The sequence below is a fragment of the Methylobacterium sp. J-070 genome (assembly GCF_022829385.1).
Classification (GTDB): Bacteria; Pseudomonadota; Alphaproteobacteria; order Rhizobiales; family Beijerinckiaceae; genus Methylobacterium.
In genome coordinates this window covers 1-21,297 of sequence record NZ_JAKSXX010000281.1, presented here as the reverse complement: position 1 = coordinate 21,297, position 21,297 = coordinate 1, and the positions used below count along the sequence as shown (strand labels likewise).

Genomic DNA, 21,297 nt, shown 5'->3' with positions numbered 1-21,297 from the left:
TCCACTCCTTCCACATCCGAGACGCCGGCTGCCTCCGTGACGAGGTAGGTGCTCACTAGATCGTGGTAGCCTGGACCGAAATCGACTGTCTGCCGACGCGCCCCGTCGATGGGCATGAAGGTGACATCGATCAAGCCGGCGACGGTCGCCTCGGTGATCTCACCGGTATACGGGAACACCGTGAAGGCCACCGGCGCGCCGGCGGATTGAGCAAGATCCCGTGCGAGACCGACGGTGACACCCTGCGATCCCGCCATGGCGTTGAGGCGGGAACGTCTCGCAGCGGCCGGGACGATGCTCCCCAATCTGCTGGACCGGGCATGATGCGCGGCCCGCTGCGGACGGGGAACGGAAGTCCGCACGCGAGCCTATTCGTCAGGCAGCTTCGCGGACCACCTCCGAGGCGCGGTTGATCGCGGCGATGACCTCTGTCGGCGCCAGATGCTGGATCATGTGGCCCATGCCGGGCACGACGATGAGGTGACTGTCGGGTAGTTCGCTGTGCAGGCGCTTCGACTGCCGGTCGACGTCGGCGATCTGGTCGTCACCGCCCACGATGATCACCACGGGGAGCTTCAAGTCGCGGTAGTGCTTTTGCAACTCGACAGTCACCGGCGTCATGAGCGCGGCGTCCTCCGCCGAGGCACGCAGCTGTAGCGGGCGCAGCATCATGGCCTTCGGGAACTCGCGGTCGAAGCGCTCGGTGACGGCGGCCGGTGCAAACATCGCCTTGATCATGGCAGGCTGCAGGACCCGACCGACCACGGGCGACACGGTGTGGCGCATCAGGTCGCCGATGCCGGGGATCGCGACCGGGGAGGACAGCACGACGTCGGCGCGCAGCGTCGGGTAGAAATACCCGGAGGCCAGGACGAGGCTGCGCACGAGTTTCGGAGCCTGAAGCGCGAGGGCGACCGCGACCAGCGCCCCCCAGGAGTGACCGAGCACGACGGCTTGCGTAACGCCGAGCTGCTGAAGCGCCTTCTGGAACAGCGTGGCGTGGGCGCGCGGCGTCCAGAGGCCCCGAGGGCGATCGCTGTAGCCGCAGCCGGGTCGGTCGATGATGATCACCCGGTAGCGCTTGGCGAGATCATCGACGATGCTGCTGACCAGAAAATCCTGGATCATCATGCCGTTGCCGTGGATCAGCACGAGAGCCGGTCCGCGTCCGCGCTCGACATAGTGCAGCCGCACCCCGTCGACGGTGATGAACTCACCGATTGGTGGGGTCTCGTGCTCGGCGTCCCGCGTCTTCACGGCCGTGTAGAGCGCCGATGCAGCGAGCGCCGCGGCGGACCCGAGTAGCGTCGGACCGAGCCAACGGCCGGTGGAGGAATGGCGTGACATGAGGTGATCCTGGTTGACGGCGGGACATGCTCCGCGATCAACCGGATCGCTCTGAAGTCATGCAGTGGCGTCGGCGCGGGGACGAGCGTCGAGGCGAGGGCCGTTGCACCGCTCTACGGCAGCGCGCCGATCATGCCCTTGGCCTGGGTCATCGTGTCCTCGCATGCGCGCTGATGACCGTGGCGATCCTCCTCGGCCGCGCGGCTGAGCAGCTGTCGCGCGTCGGCGACGTGGGCTGACGTGGGGATCATCGCGGCGTCGCTGGGGTCGCCACCCGGCGCTGATGCGAGAGCCTTCGGCGAATGGCTGCTCCGGATCACATGGCCGTCTTGGAGACCGGCCACGTGAACAGCGCCTGCGCTGTCGAGCCGGCGTTCGATCGTCCCGATCTGCTCGGCGCAGGAACTGGCCCGAGCCGGGAGCTGCGTGACGCTGAGCAGAAGGGCTGAAGCCGCCAGGGAGAGTTCGAGGCGCATGAAAGGGTCCTTTGTACCGCGAGCGGTTGAGCCACGCTCTGCCGGAGAGGCAGGTTGCGCGATCGGAGCGACAGCGAGCGATACGCGCGGCCGCTGGATGATCGCCGGGATTGTTGCGGTGCAACATGCCAACACACGGATCTCGCGAACGATCCCTTGTGGTCGAGGAAAGATCCGGCGCTCGCCTCATCAAGCGGCATGGAAGCGGACCGTCCCAAGGTCCGCCCTGGGCTGGAACGAGCCGGCGGCACGCTGCGGCGCCTTGGCCGCTGCTGGTTTGCGATCCACGAGGCGACTGGCTGAGGGTCGAAGAGCGGGAGGCCGTCGCATACGTGCCGGAAAGCCGGTCAGAACCATGCCGCCGCCGATGATGGCGAAGGCGGCCAGCAGCTCGCCGGCGACGTCGAGGAAGCGCAGGCTGCGGTTGTGCGCGGTGTCGGGCCGGACGGGGGCGACGGCCTGCCAGGGATCGATGGTGCCGGGCTGGGGCTCGTCGGGCAGGTTGCGGTAGCGGCGATCGACGGGGAGCTGACGGCAAGCGCTCGACGTGGCGCGGACCGGGACGGGCTGGCTGAAATCGGGGATGCGGACGTGTTTCACGGTTCGCGCTCCTAGTGGGGCTCGTGGCGGTGGGTCGGTTGTGGTGGAGAGGTGCAAGTGCCGGTCAGTCCGGCGCGGCTACGGGGTCAGTGTGCGGCGGCGCGGTGGGCGGCGTTGGCGACCTGCCACGTGGCTTGAGGGCGGACGACATGGCCTCGGCGCGGGAGACGTTGCTACGACGTGCTGCGCGATGGCGTCGTGATGGCAGCCCTGGTTCGGCTCATCTCCAGCAGCGGGTTGAGCGACATGTGGCAGATTGAGCTGCTCGACGAGATGCCGGCGGCCCAGAGGCCGGCGCCGTTCACATCTCAATGGCGCACCTTCGGGTCGCGTCCGGCGGCGCTGGAGTGGCTTGGCATCCCGGAGCCCGACACCGGGACTGCCGGATGAGTCTGATCCTGGCTGCATAGCCCTCGCTTGCCCACCTTGGTGTCGCGCGCGTGCCGGGAGGCTCCCATGGTGCGATACCGGGCGGCCGTGTAAGCCCGGTCGATGACAGAGCCCAACCAAACTGCCTTCATCGTGAAGGTCGCGCTCCCGGACGAGGATGCGCCAGAGCGCCTGCTCACGCTGTTCTACGCGGTCATCGCCGATGATCCTGATCAGGGTGTGCAGATCGTCAAGGGGGCCGTCAGGGAAGGCGCCGAGGTCACTCTGACCGAGGTGCGCCTCTCTCAAGCGACCGCGCAGGCGATTGACCTTCTTCCGGGCTACGCGAGGGCCCTATGAGGAAGAGAGAGAGCTGCCTGCTGCCAGTGGCAGCACCTATCGCGCGCTCTGCCACCGCGATGTGATCTCCCGGAACGCCGCGTCGCCGTTCGCCTCCGAAGCCCCTTCCGAACCGAACGAGCGAACCGACTGGCGCACCACGACACCGTCGCAGGTGATCGACCAATCGAACCGGCCCGGCTCCTTCGAGGATGGTGTGACCCGCAGCTTGTGAGGGTTCGGCTTGAAGGTGATCATCCTCAGCATGTGGGGGCACGCTCGGCGATCCACGAGGGGAGCGAAGGCGAAACGGCGGGATCGCCTTGCGGCTCGCCCCGTGTCGCGTATCCGGCGCCTGGCCGTGATGAACCGCGCCGAGCCCCGCTGCTCGCTCTCACCCCCTCACTGCGGTATGAGGACGGCCAAGCAGGGAGATTATCATGAGAACCAGCACCGACTTTATAGCGTCCCTCAAGCATGAACATGCCCGTTTGGGTCGCGTGTTGGAGGTCATCGACAACGGAATTTGGTGGACGAAGGAAAAACCTGGCCGCGTAAAAGTCGAAGACCTGCAGGAGCAATTGGAAACAATCGAGGGTGCCCTGGACAAGATCGAGCACGTCGTAGGTCAGATCGGAAGTTGATGCTCTGAACTGGAATGCCCTTCTGTATCGGCTGCTGATCGGTGCAGGTTTCGGTGCCCCCGATAGCGCCGTTCTTGGCGCCATCTTGAAGAGGTGGCGCGCCTGGATTTTAATTCCTGCCGCCGTCCGCTATCTCCGGCAGCGCTTGGAGGAGGTTAGCAGACACCGCGTCTCTGGTGAGACCTCGGCCATAGACGTTCGCGATGATGGTCCAAAATCGCGGTCTCGTGCGCGCCGGGATTTGAGCGAGCCGCCTGTCAATCTTAATCCGTGCGAGCGCAGCAAATCTCTGAACGTCTTCAGGCAAAACTTCGAGCTGAGCTGGCATGGCAGAGTCCTCACGGACCAATAATTGCCGGGCCCTCTCTTTCAACTCATCCATGTGCAATTGGATGCACGATCTCGTTGAGGGACAGGAGATTTCCTGCGACGTCGAGGCTGACCGTCGCAGCTGCACGGAGAACGCCGCCAACCTGAAGAGCGCCTGATCCTTCCCAATCCGGGACCCTGCCAGAGGGGGCAGTCGAGGCTGAGCCGACCGCACCTCGGCAGCGTGATCTTGGGCCGCGTCGCCTGGAGCGGCAGCGAAGGGCTCGCCGAGGCGCAGTGGATGGTGGAAGGTTCACGCTGCCGCCGAGGCGATGACGAAGCGGATGCTTGATGGCTCGCCTGAGACCGTCGTCGCCCGGTACCGCGCACACGTCGCAGCGAACACGACGCGACTGACAGCCTCCTGAGTTGGGAGAGCACGCCTCCCTATCTATCTCAAATAGGACATGCGACGCTGCTTGCAGCCACGCTGCCGGCAACGGCCTGAGACCGGGATCTGGCGGGGAGCGTCGCTCATGTCTCCAGCTAAGCGCGACGCCGCCCGCCCCGCCCAGCATTGGTCAAAGCCTGAGCGGCCATCAGCCTCGCGCCGCGGGCGAGAACACTTGGTGGTGCGCTGGATCGGAGCCGCCAAGCGACGAGCTTCAAAGGCTGTCGAGAGGGGCACGACCAGGTCACCGAGCGCCCAGATCATTCGACTGAGTTGGGCCGACACTTTCGGGCGACCGGTCCATCTCTTTCAACTCGCTGGGGCCTTCATGCCGCTGTGGCCGCTGTAGGGATGGCAGAACGGCCGCAACCCCCCATGCCCAGCCGCGATCAGCCGTCGGTGCCGGTCCTGCGCCGATCGGCACGGCCGCCCGGCACACCGAGGCCGATGGCCTTGGCCAGGGCGGAGCGCTGCTGGGCGTAGCTCGGGGCGGTCATCGGGTAGTCGGCTGGCAGGCCATAGCGGTCACGGTAGCTCTGCGGGTCGAGCCCGTGGCTGGTCAGGTGGCGCTTGAGCGTCTTGTAGGCCCTGCCATCGATGAAGCTGGTGATGCCGTCGTCACGAACCGACCTGCGGATCTGCGCCGCACTCGGCTTGTCGATCTCGGCAGCCGAGGCAACCGCACTCCGGGTGGTGCCGGAGGCCAATTCAGAGATTGCGCCGTGCACGCTCTGGATCAGCTTCGGAAGCTCAGCGACCGGGACGGAGTTATTCGAGACATATGCGGCGACAATCGCGCCGGCCAGTTCTATGAAGTTCGGCTCACGATCTAAGGTTTGCTCGGTCACTTCACTCGGTCCTGATTACCTTGAGACTCGTGACATGTGGCGCTGAGAAGGCGAATGCAACTCAAAACATGCTTGTAGCCCAGCATTGCGGGCATACTGGTTGCGCATATCTCGCTCGCGATACCCCGTTTTGACCATTGAGCTGGAGCTTCACGCGCCGGGGGCCGACGCTCGGGATTTCTTTCACCATGCCGGAGAGCGATCGCGGCTCCCCTGCCCCGTCCATCGCGCTTGCGTCGCGACGAACGGCACCGAGCCTCACCACCTCGTGAGCCTATCGCGCCGGCCCGAACTAATACTCAGATAAGTTTCCGTGGATGGGGCGCGTCGAGAGTCGCGCTTGATCGGCCTTAGTGTGCGAAACCTGACGCTTTATGTCGGGACACATCGATGCGCTACCCAACGCGGACGGATGATCTAGATTAGATCTTCCGGATGGAACGGTTTCGGTCCCCAGACTCGCAGGGCACTGAGCGCACTGTCGGTGCATCACCCGTGGCGTATGGGAACGACTGCGACCGACCCAGTCGGCAAGCTTACGCACGAATGGTGAGAGGCGATGCAGAACGACGATACAGGTGCCGGTGACGGCACGGCGCGGGCGAGTGGGCGGACCAACAACCCCCTCATCCTAAAGCTTGAGAGCCTCGCCCCCCTCTCCGATGACGACAGGGCCGTGCTGGAGCGTATCAGCGCGAACCCGCAGCACGTCGAGCGCGGGACCGACCTGATACGCGAGGGCGACAAGCCAGACGGCGTCTACCTGATCCTCGACGGCATCGCCTGCCGCTACAAGCTGCGGGCGAACGGCGCCCGCCAGATCATGGCCTACCTGGTCCCGGGCGATTACTGCGACCTCGACGTGGCCATGCTCAAGGCCATGGACCACGCGATCGGCACGCTCTCGGCCTGCCAGGTGGTGCGGATCGACCTCGACACGATACAGGATCTGCTCCGGGGCCACCCCAACATCACGCATGCCCTGCGACTGGCGACGCTGGTGGACGAGGCGACCCTGCGCGAGTGGGTGGTCAACCTCGGCCGCCGCTCCGGCGAGGAGCGTATCGCGCACCTCATGTGCGAACTGCTGCTGCGGCTGCGCGCCGTGGGCCGGACGGCCGGCGACGGCTACGCGCTTCCGATCACCCAGGAGGATCTGGCCGACACCACCGGCCTCACCTCCGTGCACGTCAACCGCATGCTCAGGGGCTTGAGGGAGCGTGGCCTGATTGAGCGGTCGGAGCGGCAGCTGCAGATCCTGGATCTGCCTCGGCTCGAGGCGCTGGCCGAGTTCAAGCCAAACTACCTGCATCTTGTAGGGAGGGACGCGGCATGAACCTGCGCCTTCAGCCCGTGCAGGTTGCCACCGGTAGCGAGGACCAAGAGAGCCAACTCGTGTTCCACGAGGGCTTTCTCGTCGCGGTTCTGGTCCGCCTCTCCGAGCAGCATGATGATGATGTGGGCAAATGGTTCTTGGAGGCGGGGTTCGGGCGGGTCGATGACCTGAACGCGCCGCTGTTTGCCGACCTCGACGCAGCGCAGATCTGGATCGAGAAGCGGCTGACGCACGCAGGCTGAGCTGGTTCGAAATGCCCCCGCCGGCTTGCTTGTGATCAAATCGGGAAGTGAGGGGGCGCCACGGTGCTCGGTTCATGCGCCTGCGCCGGTCCTGAACCTCTTGCTGGGCGAGCTTGCGCCCCAATGCCATCAGCAGCGCATCCGCGAGGGTCTTCAGCGCCGGATCTGGTCGGCGTAAGTCATCTCTCGATGAACCCTCCAATTATGATAGCTTGGGCCGCTCCGCGTCGTTGGATGGCAGACCCTCGCGCTGAGTTCTAGAACGCATTGCCAGCGCGCTGCAGGTACCGCCGGCTGCGCTGTACGAGCTGCCTGACGCCGCTATTCCGGCGCAATGCCTTGAGGACAAGGCTACGACGGTTGCCGAGCTTGAACCAGAATGCGCGGCCCTGCTCAGGGCCTACCAGCGTATCCAAGATCCGGAGGAGCGGCGTCGGCATCTGGCCCTCGTTCAGGAGGCGGCTCAGCGGGCCTGAGCCGTGATCAGAGGAGGCAGCGGGGCAGCTTTCTTCATCTCGCGGACCTAATCTTCACCGCGGCTCCGGCGAGCATGCTGCAGCTTCCTACGCGGAGCGGCCAGACGGAGACACAGCGGGCAGTAGGCGAACGGTCAGCGGCCTCTTCTGCGGTGCTGCGCGTACTAGCCGCGGCCGATGAACAACATAGGTTTATACCAGGCAAGCTGCGGTGCGTATACTCTGAGAGTGGCCGGACTGAGGAAGCCAACCAGGTCTGGGTCGATCCGCGAAAGCCGCTGCTTCAACCGCAAAGACCCAGCAGCGGGCCATAGAAATGTTCAAGGCAGCCACCTTGAGTGATCACGGCCTGCTTCCCCGCCCTTCTCAGACATCACCGCGGCCTGCGCACGTGCTCACCGTCCAGCCGGCTTATCGCATTTGCTCAAATCACATCTATGCTTTCGCAAGAACTATTATCGAATGTTCGTGTATTCATTTTAATAATTAACTTATGTTACAGAAGAATCATAGCGGTTAACATCCGATTGAGCACAATAATATTGCGCATGATGCGAGATATAATTTGTATCTTTCGCATATATGAGATTTCATAAGGCTGTTTGACGATGGATCGCCGTTGGCGCAGGCCTTCGTACCTTCAGCGCCTTTCAGGACCGGTGCTCCGCCGTCGCTGAAGAAGGCCGAGCCCGCATGCCCCAGGATCGTTCGCCGAGGGATGACGACAGGCCGGCTCGGCACGACCCGAGCCTCAACGGCCTGCTAGCCCGTGCTGGGACGGCACAAGCGCCATCGCCTGATGAACTGTTCGCGGCGTTCGCCCGGCAGGCTCAGGTGTTCATCGGCATCGCCGACACGAACCTTCGGCCGGTGTTCGTGAACGCGGCCGGGCGCGAGATGGTCGGGCTCAGCCCTGACGACGACGTCTCGACCCTCTCGATCACGGACTTCTTCCACCCGGACGATCAAGCCGTCATCCGCGACGTCGCGTTACCGACGCTGCTGCAGGTTGGTCATTGGGAGGACGAGCTGCGCTTCCGGCATTTCGGCGGCGGGTCCGGAATGACGGTCCACTGGCGCGCCTTCGCGCTCTACGATGTGGATGGGAGCTTCATCGGCGCGGCGACGATCACCACGGACATCTCGGCCCGCAAACGCGCCGAGACCCGGCTGCAGGCGAGCGAAGCACGGCTGCAGGCCGCCGTCGACCTCGTCGGTCTGTCGGCCTATTCCTGGGATCCGCAAACCGGCGTGCTCGATTGGGACGCACGCCTGAAGGCGCTGTGGGGGCTCCCCCCTGACGCGCATATCGACAAACAGGTTTGGCTCACCGCCATCCACCCGGACGACCGCCCGCGCGTCGAGGCGGCGGTGGCGCACTGCACCGACCCGACCGGCGACGGCGTGTACCATATCAAGTACCGCGTGATCGGCATTCAGGACGGCGTCGAGCGCTGGGTCTCGACGCACGGACGCACCGGCTTCGAGGCCGGTCTGCCAGTGTCGTTCGTCGGCGTCGTGGTCGAAGTCACCGCACAGGTGCGTGCCGAGGCGGCCCTGCGCGAGAGCGAGCATCGGCTCTCGGCGACGCTGGCGCAGCTGCCGATCGGGGTCGGCCTCGTCGACCCGGACGGCACCATCGCGCTGGCGAACCGGGAGCTTCGACGCTACGCGCTTGACCGGATACCCTCGGTCGAGGCGGAGGCAAGCGGGCGCTGGCGGGCCTACGCACCAGACGGGCGACGGTTGAGCCCCGCGGAGTACCCAGGGGCCCGAAGTCTGCGAGGCGAAACCGTCGTCCCAGGCGTCGACTTCGTCTACACCCATCCAGACGGCCTGGAATGCTGGACGCGCGTGAGGGCCGCGCCATTCCACAACGTCGACCACGAGATCAACGGCGCCATCGTGGTGGTGCAGGACATCGATCGGGAGAAGCGCGCCGAGTTGGCTCTGCGAGAGAGCGAAGAGCGTTTCCGGCGCTTTGCCGCGCATTCGGCGAACGTGCTCTGGCTCGCCGACCTGGAGAGCGGGCGGCTCGACTACCTCAGCCCGGCCTTCGCGCAGGTCTGGGGTATGCTCCCCGAAGACATGCCGGATATCGCGAGCTGGCTCGCCAGCGTCCATCCGGAGGACCGCGACGGCGCCGCACGGGCGCTGGAACGGGTCGGCTCCGGCGAGACGTTCGTGTTAGAGTACCGTATCGTCCGCGCCTCGGACCATGCGGTGCGACGGATCCACGATACCTTCTTCCCGATCCCAGCCGAGGACGGGCTCATCCGGTCAGCGGGCGGGATCGCGCGAGACATCACCACGGATACCGGCCTCCGAGCTTACGTCATCGCGGTTGAGGACGACGCCCGTCGAGGCTTCGTCGGCGCCCTGCAGGCCGTCGGTTACGAGGTGCAGGCTTTTGCCAGCGCCCAAGCCTTTCTCAAGGTAGCTGTCTCGCTGATGCCGGGCTGCGTCGTGCTCGACTTGGCGGAGCCCGGCGACCTAGTCGTCGCAAGCGAGCTGAAGGCTGCACGCGCGCACCTGCCCGTGGTGGCGGTCGGCGCGAGCGGAGGCGACGTCGGCTTCGGGGTCCGCGCCATGAAGGCGGGGGCAGTCGACTTCCTCGAAGAACCCTGGACAGCGGAAGCGCTGCTGTTTGTAGTCAGGACGGCGCTCGCCGAGATCGACGCCGCGGCGGATCGGGCGCGCGGGCGGGACGAAGCCCGTGATCGGATCGCCGCGCTGTCCGAGCGCGAGCGCGAGGTGCTGGAAGGCCTGCTCGCGGGCGGCACCAACAAGATCATCGGTCGAACCCTCGGCCTGAGCCCGCGCACGGTGGAGATCCACCGCGCCCGGGTCATGGAAGCGCTCGGGGCCCGCACCCTGCCCGAGGCGGTTCTGATGGCAACCGCGGCCGGCGTGCGCCCTGCCGGTCGATCCGATACGTAGGTCGCATCGTCGCGGCTCGCCCATTCTACGCCGCCGCCGATTGCACGGGCGCTGGCGCCAGCCCGCACCCGCGACGCCGGCGTCCTGGCGGCCGTCCTGCTGGGAAGCAAAATGCCCCCCGAGCCCCGAGGCTGTTGGGTTTGGAAAATCATCCAAGCTCAGTAGCCTCAGCCACCACCTTGGCCGTTGCTGCCGCCGCCAGCGCTTCCGTTCGGCACGGCCCGTTCAGGGTGGCTCGCATTGCCACCAGCAGCCGGGTCCGTCGTGATGGCGTCGGCCCCCGTGGCGCCGCGCGAGATCACGACATCACGATCATTGCCGGTCGTGTTGGGCTGGGACTGAATGATCGCCCCAGTTGTTCGGGGCGAGCCACCGGGGGTCAGCGGCTGTGCGAACGCCGTCCCCGAAGCGATGAAGCTAAGCGTGACACTAAAAGCTGTCGAGATGATGTGCATTGGGCATCCTTTCGGTGACGTTTCAGCGAAAACGTGCGATCAGATAAATTTTTTCCCTCACTGACTTATAGTCTTGTTCGTTGCTTCATATCAAAATGTAATGAATATAGATGGGGATGAAATAATTGTCGGACATTGCCACTGGATCGAAAGTGAAGGCAGCCACCATCCGCACGTCTGCAAGCTGTGGGTTGCCCCATCCTCCCGTCGCCGCGCGGCGCGCACATCCGGCTCGTTCCCCAGGGTGCCTCCGATCCGCGTCCCTCGATCTCCCTGCTCCTGGAGCCCCTCGCGGATGGCAAGCCGCGCGATGCGTCCGGGCTTGGCCTAGGCGCCGCTTTGAATGGCTCGCCGGGTGAGACGTCCAGCCGATAGAGCTTATCGACGGCGCTCCAGAACGCCTTCTTCATCGCAGGACATCGGCGCTCCAGCACCTCTTCGATCGCGGCGACGGCTTCGCGCGCGCAGGCATCTTGGTCGTCTTGCGAAACAACACCGGTCACGTCGGCCTTCCGGATCGGCGGGCGGCCGGGCCGCCCTCGTGGGCGCGAAGGTGACGGAACGCGTCTCGCGGGACGATCCGGGCATTTCCATAGGTTTGACGCGGTTCCGGCTCGCCCGCGGGGTAAATCCCCACCCGGCTTGCGAAATCGGCTCACAACGGAGGTTTCCTGAGGGATCTTCCGCGGGAAACAGGTGCTGGTCGCCCCGGTTCGCGTCTTCGTCTGCATCCAGATGATTGGCAGGAGACGTTATGAGATTGAAGCACATCTTCCTCGCGAGCACTGTACTCGCCGCATTGGCCGGCGGGTACGCGCAAGCTCAGCAATCGGCTGTCAGCAACTAGCGCGTAATACAGGATCAGTCTGAAGGACAGGGCACACAAATCTTCGTCAGCTCGGCGGGCGTGCGGCAGATCCAGCAGGCGTTGACCCAGAAGGGCTACAGTACGGGCAATGTGGACGGGCGCTGGAACCCGCAGACCGCGGCGGCGGCGCGCAGCTTCCAACAGGCGCAGAACATGGAGCCAACCGGCACGCTCACCATCCCGCTCGTCTATGGCCTCGGTCTCGAGCAGGACATCATCTTCGGCAATCGCGACCGGCAGGGCGGTGGCCAAGCCGGCGATCAGGGGACCAAGCAAGCCGACAATCAGCGCATCGTCGTCGAGCGCGCAGATAGCCGCGGCGCGCCGCTCTATGTCAGCCCAGCCGGCGTCAGGCAGATCCAGCAGGCTCTGAACCAGCAGGGATGGAATACCGGACAGCTGGATGGACGCTGGGGACCCGCGACCGTTCAGGCAGCACGCAGCTACCAGCAGGTGCATGGGCTCGAACCGACGGGGCGGCTTGAGGTCGGCCTTATATCCGCACTCGGTTTGACCGATCCGATCTTCTCGGCCGGGCACGGCACGGGTCCACAGGCCGCCAACGTGGCGCGGCCGCAGCCGACCCAGGCGGCCGGCCCAGGAGGCGATCGGCAGGTCGATAATCAGCGCATCATCATGGAGCGCGCTGACAGTCCCGGTGAGCCGCTCTGGATGAATGCCGAAGGTGTGCGTCAGATCCAGCAGGTGCTCAACCAGCGGGGCTATGCGGCCGGCCATCTCGACGGCAACTGGAACAACGACACGGCGCTCGCCGCGACCCACTTCCAGCAAGCGCAGGGCCTTGAGCCGACCGGCACCTTGACCACGAACCTGCTCGCCTCAGTCGGCATGCCGCGCTGGGAACGGGGCGAAGTCATGGGCGGCATGACGGCCCATGCGAACATGCCGGGTAATCCAAACCCGCAGACGACCGGCTCTACAAAGTCCAACGCTTCCGCCGGACAGAATGGTGGCGACGCGCAGGAAGCGTCAGGCAGCCGATAGCCTCGGCGAAGCACCGGCCGGGCGGCCATATCATCACGGCTCGCCCGGCCGCGCGCGCAACCCCAACCGTGTCTACGGCTGGTGGCGTGATAACCCGATGGCGGGGGGCGTGGCGCCGATCTCGCCCGGACCATGGACCGGTCCGGTCACCGGGATCCGCGGGCGGCGGTCGGTTACATCCGGCGGGCGAACGCCTTCCAAGACCACAGCGGGCGAGAGTTCCTATAAGACCCTGGCCGCCCATCCCGTTCCTAACATTTGTTAGTATAGAGGCGTGACCACCGGGCAACGATCGACGCCCGAGGCCATTATCCTCGCTCAGAAACAATAATTCCCGCTCTCGAACCTGTTGTTAGCCCAATTTTCGCCTCGACTCATGGATCGGATGCTGTCGCCGGCCGCTGGGGGTGCTGGCGTTGCCCATAAGGGTCAGCACACATGCCAATTGCTCAGCTCTTGTCCAACACCCTCAAATCTCCGCTCTGGGCCGCCCAGCTCGCGACTGGGGCGAAGTCCTTCGTCGACAATCCGATCCTCGGTTCGGAGCCCCTCAACCGCGCCGGACTGCACACGGTGCGGGTGCGTCTGGCCCATGCCATGGCGGCCTTGCGCCGCCGCCAGCTCGCCCATCTCGTCAGCGCGCAGGACCGGACCGACTTCGCGCGCGATGGCTTCATCAAGCGCGCCGACTTCATGCCGGCCGACCTGCACAAGGCGGTCTACGCCGAGGTCATCGGCGTCGCCGCCGAAGGCCGCGAGCAGGTCCAGGGCGACACCGTCACCCGCCGCATCCCGCTCGATCCGGTGACGCTCAGGCAGATGCCGGCCATGCGCCAGCTGCTGGCGATGCCGGAGTGGAAGAACCTCCTGCGCTACGTGTCGAGCTTCAACTGCGAACCGATCCTGACCGTGCAGACCATCCTGTCGCACGTCACCGACGCGCCGCCGGACCCGCAGACGCACTTCCACATCGACACCTTCCACCCGACCATGAAGGCCTGGCTATTCCTCACCGACGTCGCCGCCGACGAGGGGCCCTTCACCTATGTTCCCGGCTCGCACCGGCTGACCAAGCGACGGCTGGCCTGGGAGCGTCGCACCGCCATCAAGGCGGCGCGGGGGCTCGACCGCCTCAGCGGCCGCGGCTCGTTCCGGGCCTCCCCGGCGGAACTGAGGCGTATGGGCTACGCCGACCCGGTGGCCTTCGCGGTCCCGGGCAACACGCTGGTTGTCGGCGACACGGTGGGCTTCCACGCCCGCGGCCCGTCGCTGCGGCCGGCGGCGCGGATCGAGGTCTGGGCCTACGACCGGCACAACCCGTTCCTTCCGCTGGCCGGGTTCGATATCTGGTCCCTCACCGGGCTCGCCCGCCGACGCACCCGGATCGAGTGGTGGGTCCTCGACCGGCTGGAGCAGCTCGGCCTGCGCAAGAACGTCTGGCGTCCGGTCGGCCCCCTCACCGCCGACGCCCCGCCCCGGATCGTGTGATCCTGGTCGAGACAGCACGCGAGCGCCCTCGAAATTGACGGCAGATCAAGGTTCTTTCGGGTGTCAATTGGATCAGAGCGATCAGGAACGCTTGGTCGGTTCCATGACCGGGAACGTCGTTTCCATCCTGAAGCATAGGCCGGTTCGATGTGGCCTGCTCGTGGGCGGGTACGATGCGGTATTGGCTGGACTGATGCGCGAACTGTCGACCGTCATGCCGACAGCGTCCAGCGATGCGCTGGCCTGCGCCTGCAACCGCGTTCTCGACGGGCTCCCGAGCACGAGAAATCAACGCCCCTGGGTCGAAGCTGTCGATCCTCATGGTGGGGGTGTAACGATGCGTGACGGTAGGAAAATCAACGCGTTCAAGGATCAGAGCGGGGGTGGGCTCCTATGATGCCGGGGCAATATAGGCCCTCGCGCAGGATGCGGGTGCGCAAGATCGCGGCTGGCATAAAGGGCACCACTGCGGCGCTGATGCTCGTGTGCTTGTTCGAGGTGCTGGGCTTCCCACCCGATGTCACAAGCCTGTCAGGCGTCACGGTGCTGGTCTGCCTGTTCGTCTGGTTCGCATGTGACGGTCCGGCGAAGACGCTTGCGGAGAAGATCCAGGCTTGGCGTCTCCGCCTTCGAACGTGAGCGCGATGGCGCACCTTTCCCCCCGGCCATGCGCGTGACCGTCGTGTCCGGACTGGCGCGCAGCATCCTGCTGGGCGCGCCCATCACATCCAGCGATGCTCATGCGTTAAGCCCCGGACTGTCGAGCTTGAACGTGAACCTCTCGCAGCCCATCGGCCACCGCCCGGCCGGCGGGGCCGCCGCGCGATCCTTCTCCGTGAGCAGGTCCGGGGACAGGTCCCGGATCGGAGCCCCGGTGGCCACCAAGTGGGCGCCGAGGTTCATCACGAAGACCTGGTCCTCGGAGTGGATGGCGTGGCCGCGGTCTCGAAGGAAGGTGACGATGTCGCCGGTCGGCGTCCCTTGCGAGGCTTCAACTTGGAAGGTGAGATACTTGCCGGTCGAGGGCGGAACAGCCGCCGCCTCCAGCCGCGCTATCCTGTCAATCAAGCCCGCCATTGCCGCTTCCCTCCTGTCGATGCCTGCTCCGCACCTTGCTCCAGTGCGGCGAGGCGGGTGGCGACGTCCCGGACCTCGACGGCCTTCACGTGCGCCTCAACCAGCTTGCTCAGCTCGGCGGCCTCTGCGGGTGTGATCTCACCGTCCGCCACGCCCTGCATCAGCGCCCGCGTCGCCTTGGTCAGGTCGGCAGCGGTCTCAATCTCCGGCAGGGTGAAGCTGATGGTCCGGTCCTTCCGCGGCGGGCACAACCGGTCGAGGCACAGCCGCATGGCCGGGCCGTCGCCGTCCAAGGCCATCTCAATCGCCTTGCGGGTCAGGACCTCGGCCTCGCCGTCTAGGAGCGCCTCGACAGCCTGGGTCGTGCGGTTGCGAGCGCCCTTCGGTCGGCCACCAGGGTTGCCGCTCCGGCCGGCGCCGAACTGGGTTTCCTCGCTCGGCATGGCTCAGCCTCGGGCCTCTCGGGTGTCCTGTAAAAACAGGGAAAAAACAGGAGCGCGCATCATCGGTAGCACTCCGCCGTGATGTCCTTCAGCGGCAGATCCCGTCCGGCCGCGACCATGACCCGGATGATGTTCAGGTCTTCATCCCTGATGTCGTGGCCGAACTCCCGGAGGAACGCGGTCGCGGCGCCTTCGGGGAGGTCTCTCGGCCCCTCGATCGCGAAGTGGCGCACTTTGCGGTGCTGCGGCGGGCGGATGGCGCTCTCCAGCTTCCGAAGGCGGGCGTTCAAGTCTCTCATGCCGCGCGACCCTCGATGTAGGTGGTGAGGTCGGGCGTCACGTCACGGGGACGACGCCTCATGCCCAGTCCTTCAAGGATGCGCTTCAGCGTGCCGGCCGACCGCGCGTAGAGATCCAGCGTCTGAGGATCGGCCTCACCCGCAGCGGCGAACTGCGTCTCCATCCGCTCAAGCTCGGTGGCGATGGTCGCGGCTCTACGGATAAGGCTGCGCTCGGCCTCGGAAATTACGTCATGTCCACCGAGGTCTGCGACGTGCAGCTCAATGAGATCCTTCATTCGCCGCCCCCAGACCGTACGTCCGTCGAGACCGACGCCGAGGCGGTTGCCGTTCGTAACCGTGCTGCGTCCGAGCCCTTTCATGGATTTTTCCGGCCCAATCTGGCGATATCAGGCTAATAATATAGCACATACTATATTTTGTTCCAGCGGCTGGCGCTTCCTGCGTTCGACAGCGCCAGGAACCTGCTGATGGGCTCCTAGCGGCCCAAGCCGGCGCCGCGTAAAAGCGCCACAGCTTAACCTGCGATGAGGCAGGGCTGCCCTGCGTATGATTAGTGGGCATATGGAAAGGACCTTCGCCAAAACTTCGCAGTATGTCATTACGGCCAAGTCGCAACGAGGCGTCGTTCAGCAGACGCGGACTATGGTCGAGAGCGCTGTCGTGCTCGCTATGATGCTGCAGGAAGATGGCCATACTGACATCGAGGTGACAGACCCGATGGGTAAACTGCTCAGCCTCGAACAGAGCACGGCCAATATCTCGAGCAGCGTGAATACGCCCGGGAACTCTCGGTAGCGGTTCAGGCTACGCCAGCCCTGAGCTTAGGCATCGAGCCGCGCCAGCACCCGCTGAACCTGCACGGCCTGCCACTGGCCGCCCTTGGCTGTGGGGATGCCGCGTTCGTTGAGGGCCTTGGCGATGCCGTTGGCGGATGTGATGCCGGCGGCGCGCAACTCGGCAATGACGGGAGCGTACCGCGAGGCTTGCTCGACTCCACGGGCCGCTAGGGCGGCCTTAGACGCCTCGGTGTCGGCCTTGGTGGGGATGTAGCCCCGGAAGCCGCCCAGCACGGTTCCGCGAGCCTTGGCGGCCTGTAGGGCGGCCTTGGTGCGGGCGCCGATCATCCGACGCTCCTCCTCGGCCACCATCGCCATGATGCCCACCGTCAGCCGGTTGGCATTCGGCATGTCGGCAGCCGCGAAGTCGACGCCAGCCTTCTCCAGTCCGAGGAGGAAGTGCGCGTCGCGGCTGAGCCTATCCAGTTTCGCGATCACCAACCGGGCCCCATAAAGCCGGCACGCCTCAATAGCCTTGGCGAGCGCCGGGCGATCGTCCCGCTTGCCGCTCTCGATCTCCTCGAACTCGGCGCAGACCTTCCAGCGCCCACCGTTCAAAAACGCTGCTACGGCAGCACGTTGCGCATCGAGGCCGAGACCGCTGGCGCCCTGGCGAGCGGTGCTGACCCGGTAGTACAGGACGTGATTGCCGCTTGCCATTACGAAGACCTCAACCCTCGTTGAGATATTTGTAAAGCACCGGCAGACTCAGTCAAGCACTACTTCGCAGCGCTCGGCGGACCGGGAGAATTTTCGGGCAGCGGGGTTTGTGTGTTGGCTTGAGCATTCCAATCAATCCGCAGCATTCCTGCTTACAGGATTTGGTGCGTGTCCCAACTGGTCATGTCGCTCGTCTGTGATGATGATACCTTCAGTGGTCAGCCGTCCATCGAACCTGGCGCGAACGGCAACACTGAATACCGGCCAGGGTGATTTGATCCTCCTACGGGAAGGAGATCCCCATGAGCGCACGTATCTATCCGGATGTGAACACCAGCTCTGCGAGCAATCAGGCCGCTAATAGGGCCGTCCACCGCCAGGGTGAGGATGTTGACACGACGGACCAGCTTCCCAGCCCGTACTTGCTCGGCATCGCTCTGGCGGGCTCAGCGGTGGCTGCCCTGTTAATCCGCCTGGTGATCGGCTGAAACCCTGAGAAATGCTCACGTTCCGCAGGGCTTCATGCAAATAAAACCCCGCCACCTTACGGAAGCTGGGCAGTAATTGTTCGGAACCATGTGCGAGACACACGATTGGACAGATGTAGCGGGCCGATGGCGTCGGCACGCTACTGCCCCTCGTGGGCGCTTCCTCCCAAGACTTGGGCCGTTCCTTTTTTTAATGCGCGCTGAGGCGTATTGCATTAACAGAGGTTGCTTCGATGGGTTCCAAATCTAGAAGTAAGTTAATTGTTTCTATGGCTGAGGCGCATCAGTTCTGCGTCGATCACATTCCATTACTGTTCAGCTTGAGCTGCCTAGGCCCGCTCCGCCATCTTCAATCGACCGCAGCCCGTCGAGGAAGTCCGTCGGGATCCCGTCCAGCATCCAGATCGCCAGGACGTTGTGCTTCAGCAGCGCAGTCTCCTCCAGCGAACCAGATGAGTGCTGTAGTCCGCGGTAGTGCTCGGTCAGCCGGCGCCGGGTCTCGTGGGTGAACGGCACGGGCTGCCGCCTCTTGCTCTTACGCCTCGGCTCGGGGCGCGCGCCGACCAGCACGCCGACTCCGTGTCGCTGATGGAATAAGGCCCGCTCCGCCGGGCTCAGTTCAACGTACCGCTGCCGAACCTTGAAGCCGGCGATCTCTCCGAGCCGTAGCATCTCTTCGAGCCCGATCTCGCTGATCATCTCCTCGAACACGCGCCCGATCTCCCGCCCGTCCGAATTTATCTTACCCCCCTGTGCCGTTTGTGCCGTTGGCGCCGTTTGCGTCGAAATCGGTGCTATCGGCGCCATTGGCACTGCCGGCACAGGGGGGGAGATCTTTTCAGAACCCGGGTTGACGCCAAAAGGGCGGTCGGTTTGCACCTCCGGGTTGACCTCGTAGTTCAGGGCCTTGCGCCCCTTACCCTCGCCGGCCCGGGTGAACCGCTGCCGGATCAGCCCTGCCTCGACGAGCTGCTTGCAGGCCGCCTCCATGTCCGCCGCCTCGCGCAGCATGCCACCGATCTGGCGCTGGACCTCGCGGGCGTTGAACTCCATCAGCCGGTTCTGCCGGAGGTGCTGAGCCAATAGCATCCCGCGTCGCTCGGCCACGGGGATCACGGCGTCCCCGAACACCCGCTCAGCCATCGGCAGGAAGTAGGCGTTCAGCAGATCGGCCGCGGCCGTCACCGCATCGGGCGAGATCGCCTTCGGCTCCGACTCCTCAGTGCCGCCGCACCACCACAGGTACTCCAGCAAGGCGGACAGACGCAGGCAGTGGCCACGGGCCTTGCCGAGCGTTCCGGCGAGCAGGCCGCTGGCCATGTGGCATATGTGGACGGCCCCCAGCTCGCAAGATGAAGTCAGCTTGGATGATCGGATCGCTTGCGTTCATATGTCCGGCCTATTGACGCGTTCACACATGAACGCTGGCCAAGATGGGCTCCGCGACGTCAGCCCCAATCAACGCTGCGACCTTGATCGGCCACTGTCACATTCGGGTTCGCTGACGTCTCGGATCGATCGATCACGCCACCTGTCCGTCCTCCTGCAAGCTTCCGTATCAGCTCGGCTCGGTCGCCAATTTCCGGCGATCCGTGCTCTGCCGATCCCTACACGGCGCACGGCGTAGCAGGAGCTCGCGCTCCCGCGTAGGCTTCGCCCGTCCTCATCATCTTCCAGGCGATCCGGGCCAGCTTGTTGGCCACCGCCACCGCGACCAGCTTCGGCGCCTTGCGCTGAAGAAGCTCTTTGATCCAGAGGGCCAACCCCCATCCGCATCGACCTTCACGGACGCGCCGCACGAGGGCCGTGGCTCCGGCAACGAGGACACGGCGCAGAGCCTCGTCCCCAGCCCGCGTGATGACGCCGAGCCGGACCTTGCCGGCTGTCGAATGGTCCTTGGGGGTCAGCCCGATCCACGCGGCGAACTGCCGACCGGATCGGAACGCCTCAGGCGCAGGGGTCTTCAACATCAGCATCGCGGCCCCGATCGGCCCAATGCCGGGGATCCGCACCAAGCGCGTGCTACAGGCGTCGGCACGCTGCCACGCGGCCAGCTTGAGATCGATGGCAACGATTTTTGCCTGGACCTGTTCGTACTCGATGGCCTGCAGCGCAAACAGCTCGCGCGCGAGCTTTGGCAGGGCTTGATCGGCCTGAATACGCACGAGAAGTGGCGCGACGTGCGCGATCCCCTGAGCCGCCGTGATACCAAACTCAGCAGCATAGCCGCGGATCGCGTTGACGATCTGCGTGCGGTTGCGGATCAGCCTATCCCGTAGGCCGATCATCATGAGCGCGGCCTGCTGCTCGGCGGTTTTGACCGGAACGAACCTCATGGTCGGTCGGCTCATGGCTTCGCACAGGGCTTCTGCGTCGGCGGCGTCATTCTTGCCGCGTTTGACGTAGGGCTTTACGAGCTGCGGCGCGATAAGCTGAACGTCATGCCCAAAACTGCGCAGTAGGCGCGCCCAGTGGTGTGAAGCGCCACAGGCCTCAATGGCGACGCGCGTCGGGCTGAGCCGCTCAAAGAACGCGATCATGTCCTTGCGACGGAGTTTTCGGCGCAAAATGGGCTCTTCAGCCGCGTTCACGCCGTGCAGCTGGAAGATGTGCTTGGACGTATCCATACCGATGCGGCTAATCTGATCCACGGACGGCCTCCTCGCATGAGATCTACAACGACCTCAGCTTGGCACAGCGATGCCGTTCGGGGGCCGTCCACCCCATCACCGCTGGCAGAAGGCGGCGAGGTTGGCGGCCGCGTTGTTGGCGGTGTTGTGGTCACGATGGGCCGCCGCCAGAACGACCTGCGTTCGGCGAGCCCGTCTGAGGATGTCAGCCTCCGCAGCTATCTGGATCAGCCTGCCCCACCCGTCGCGCCACCGGCCGGCATCTGCGTCCCACCAGCGACCGTCGCCGAGATGGTAGACCATCCGCCCAAGCGGCCGCCCACAGCCCTCACAGCAGCCTTTCGCCCGGCCGAACCGGATCAAGGCCGAGAGCTGCGGCCAGTCGATGGGGTAGAAGAAGCGATGCTCGGGCCGGATCGGCATGGATGCGCACTGTGCCACCTGGCGTGAAGAAAGCGTAGCGGTATGACGCCTGTGCCGATCGCGCAGAGGCCTTTCTGATCTTGGGTTCCGAGTTTCCTCGCGAAGGCGCACTCGCATCGAGGCAGGTGGCTACTCCATCCCAGGCGGCAGAGGCCGTGGTACGCCCGACTCGGTCAGACCGAGGAACAGCGCCAAGCGCGTGAGTGCGGCGAGCGATAACGTGCTGTTGCGACCGTTCTCAAGGT

At 65.1% G+C, this 21,297-nt stretch carries 23 protein-coding genes and 2 pseudogenes; 10 read left to right on the top strand and 15 right to left on the bottom strand.

All coding sequences use genetic code 11. The features are described from left to right. From MKL01_RS31500 to MKL01_RS31485, 4 genes and pseudogenes are all read right to left on the bottom strand, one after another. A pseudogene (locus MKL01_RS31500) lies at positions 1-191 on the bottom strand (ABC transporter substrate-binding protein); the annotation flags it as partial. 184 nt (positions 192-375) lie between these two features. Continuing rightward, positions 376-1,347 (bottom strand): alpha/beta fold hydrolase, encoded by a 972-nt coding sequence (locus tag MKL01_RS31495; RefSeq protein ID WP_243909114.1) that lies wholly within the window; start codon positions 1,345-1,347, stop codon positions 376-378. Positions 1,348-1,460: 113 nt separating this feature from the next. Then, the gene (locus tag MKL01_RS31490; RefSeq protein WP_243909113.1) at positions 1,461-1,823 is read right to left on the bottom strand and encodes a hypothetical protein; all 363 of its coding nucleotides are present in this window, start codon (positions 1,821-1,823) and stop codon (positions 1,461-1,463) included. Between the two features lie 189 nt (positions 1,824-2,012). Beyond that, the gene (locus MKL01_RS31485) at positions 2,013-2,423 is read right to left on the bottom strand and encodes a hypothetical protein (protein WP_243909112.1); all 411 of its coding nucleotides are present in this window, start codon (positions 2,421-2,423) and stop codon (positions 2,013-2,015) included. Between the two features lie 180 nt (positions 2,424-2,603). Here MKL01_RS31485 and MKL01_RS31480 point away from each other — a divergent pair, with 180 nt between their 5' ends. Beyond that, positions 2,604-2,813 (top strand): hypothetical protein, encoded by a 210-nt coding sequence (locus tag MKL01_RS31480; RefSeq protein ID WP_243909111.1) that lies wholly within the window; start codon positions 2,604-2,606, stop codon positions 2,811-2,813. A gap of 102 nt (positions 2,814-2,915) precedes the next feature. After that, positions 2,916-3,152 (top strand): hypothetical protein, encoded by a 237-nt coding sequence (locus MKL01_RS31475; RefSeq protein WP_243909110.1) that lies wholly within the window; start codon positions 2,916-2,918, stop codon positions 3,150-3,152. Between the two features lie 36 nt (positions 3,153-3,188). Here MKL01_RS31475 and MKL01_RS31470 read toward each other — a convergent pair whose 3' ends face one another. Continuing rightward, positions 3,189-3,389 (bottom strand): hypothetical protein, encoded by a 201-nt coding sequence (locus tag MKL01_RS31470; RefSeq protein ID WP_243909109.1) that lies wholly within the window; start codon positions 3,387-3,389, stop codon positions 3,189-3,191. A 182-nt stretch (positions 3,390-3,571) separates the two neighbouring features. On the opposite strand from MKL01_RS31470, the gene MKL01_RS31465 reads away from it, so the two are divergent. Beyond that, positions 3,572-3,775, top strand: coding sequence for a hypothetical protein (locus MKL01_RS31465; RefSeq protein ID WP_243909108.1), 204 nt, complete (start codon positions 3,572-3,574; stop codon positions 3,773-3,775). Between the two features lie 1,149 nt (positions 3,776-4,924). Here MKL01_RS31465 and MKL01_RS31460 read toward each other — a convergent pair. Next, on the bottom strand, positions 4,925-5,383 hold the full coding sequence (locus MKL01_RS31460; RefSeq protein ID WP_243909107.1) for a MucR family transcriptional regulator: 459 nt from the start codon (positions 5,381-5,383) through the stop codon (positions 4,925-4,927). 559 nt (positions 5,384-5,942) lie between these two features. Here MKL01_RS31460 and MKL01_RS31455 point away from each other — a divergent pair. From MKL01_RS31455 to MKL01_RS31445, 3 genes are all read left to right on the top strand, one after another. Continuing rightward, the gene (locus MKL01_RS31455) at positions 5,943-6,719 is read left to right on the top strand and encodes a Crp/Fnr family transcriptional regulator (RefSeq protein WP_243909106.1); all 777 of its coding nucleotides are present in this window, start codon (positions 5,943-5,945) and stop codon (positions 6,717-6,719) included. Continuing rightward, on the top strand, positions 6,716-6,961 hold the full coding sequence (locus tag MKL01_RS31450) for a hypothetical protein (protein WP_243909105.1): 246 nt from the start codon (positions 6,716-6,718) through the stop codon (positions 6,959-6,961). The genes MKL01_RS31455 and MKL01_RS31450 overlap by 4 nt, the downstream gene beginning before the upstream one ends. 1,169 nt (positions 6,962-8,130) lie before the next feature. After that, complete coding sequence (locus MKL01_RS31445; RefSeq protein ID WP_243909104.1) at positions 8,131-10,377, top strand: PAS domain S-box protein; 2,247 nt, start codon at positions 8,131-8,133, stop codon at positions 10,375-10,377. 167 nt (positions 10,378-10,544) lie between these two features. Here MKL01_RS31445 and MKL01_RS31440 read toward each other — a convergent pair whose 3' ends face one another. Beyond that, on the bottom strand, positions 10,545-10,832 hold the full coding sequence (locus MKL01_RS31440) for a hypothetical protein (RefSeq protein WP_243909103.1): 288 nt from the start codon (positions 10,830-10,832) through the stop codon (positions 10,545-10,547). Between the two features lie 907 nt (positions 10,833-11,739). On the opposite strand from MKL01_RS31440, the gene MKL01_RS31435 reads away from it, so the two are divergent. The 3 genes from MKL01_RS31435 to MKL01_RS31425 all read left to right on the top strand — a co-directional run bounded on the left by MKL01_RS31435 (position 11,740) and on the right by MKL01_RS31425 (position 14,832). Beyond that, positions 11,740-12,705, top strand: coding sequence for a peptidoglycan-binding protein (locus MKL01_RS31435; RefSeq protein WP_243909102.1), 966 nt, complete (start codon positions 11,740-11,742; stop codon positions 12,703-12,705). A gap of 456 nt (positions 12,706-13,161) precedes the next feature. Then, on the top strand, positions 13,162-14,193 hold the full coding sequence (locus MKL01_RS31430; RefSeq protein ID WP_243909101.1) for a phytanoyl-CoA dioxygenase family protein: 1,032 nt from the start codon (positions 13,162-13,164) through the stop codon (positions 14,191-14,193). 432 nt (positions 14,194-14,625) lie between these two features. Then, positions 14,626-14,832 carry a hypothetical protein gene (locus tag MKL01_RS31425; RefSeq protein ID WP_243909100.1) on the top strand — a complete coding sequence of 69 codons (207 nt, stop codon included), beginning with the start codon at positions 14,626-14,628 and terminating at the stop codon, positions 14,830-14,832. 99 nt (positions 14,833-14,931) lie between these two features. On the opposite strand, the gene MKL01_RS31420 is transcribed toward MKL01_RS31425, so the two are convergent. From MKL01_RS31420 to MKL01_RS31400, 5 genes are all read right to left on the bottom strand, one after another. After that, positions 14,932-15,270 (bottom strand): hypothetical protein, encoded by a 339-nt coding sequence (locus MKL01_RS31420; protein ID WP_243909099.1) that lies wholly within the window; start codon positions 15,268-15,270, stop codon positions 14,932-14,934. Further along, positions 15,258-15,713 (bottom strand): DUF5681 domain-containing protein, encoded by a 456-nt coding sequence (locus tag MKL01_RS31415; RefSeq protein ID WP_243909098.1) that lies wholly within the window; start codon positions 15,711-15,713, stop codon positions 15,258-15,260. The genes MKL01_RS31420 and MKL01_RS31415 overlap by 13 nt, the downstream gene beginning before the upstream one ends. A gap of 59 nt (positions 15,714-15,772) precedes the next feature. After that, on the bottom strand, positions 15,773-16,012 hold the full coding sequence (locus MKL01_RS31410; protein ID WP_243909097.1) for a hypothetical protein: 240 nt from the start codon (positions 16,010-16,012) through the stop codon (positions 15,773-15,775). After that, positions 16,009-16,374, bottom strand: a complete 366-nt coding sequence (locus MKL01_RS31405; protein ID WP_243909096.1) for a hypothetical protein — start codon at positions 16,372-16,374, stop codon at positions 16,009-16,011. Before MKL01_RS31405 ends, MKL01_RS31410 begins: the two co-directional genes overlap by 4 nt. Before the next feature lie 462 nt (positions 16,375-16,836). Continuing rightward, positions 16,837-17,511: a recombinase family protein gene (locus MKL01_RS31400; protein ID WP_243909095.1), complete on the bottom strand. Its 675-nt coding sequence runs from the start codon at positions 17,509-17,511 to the stop codon at positions 16,837-16,839. Between the two features lie 302 nt (positions 17,512-17,813). On the opposite strand from MKL01_RS31400, the gene MKL01_RS31395 reads away from it, so the two are divergent. Beyond that, complete coding sequence (locus MKL01_RS31395) at positions 17,814-17,999, top strand: hypothetical protein (RefSeq protein ID WP_243909094.1); 186 nt, start codon at positions 17,814-17,816, stop codon at positions 17,997-17,999. 315 nt (positions 18,000-18,314) lie between these two features. Here MKL01_RS31395 and MKL01_RS31390 read toward each other — a convergent pair whose 3' ends face one another. The 3 genes and pseudogenes from MKL01_RS31390 to MKL01_RS31380 form a co-directional block, all read right to left on the bottom strand. Further along, complete coding sequence (locus MKL01_RS31390; RefSeq protein WP_243909093.1) at positions 18,315-19,319, bottom strand: YfjI family protein; 1,005 nt, start codon at positions 19,317-19,319, stop codon at positions 18,315-18,317. Between the two features lie 287 nt (positions 19,320-19,606). Continuing rightward, positions 19,607-20,650 (bottom strand): IS110 family transposase, encoded by a 1,044-nt coding sequence (locus MKL01_RS31385; protein ID WP_243909092.1) that lies wholly within the window; start codon positions 20,648-20,650, stop codon positions 19,607-19,609. Positions 20,651-20,728: 78 nt separating this feature from the next. After that, positions 20,729-21,052, bottom strand: a pseudogene (locus tag MKL01_RS31380) (hypothetical protein); the annotation flags it as partial. Positions 21,053-21,297 lie beyond the last annotated feature (245 nt).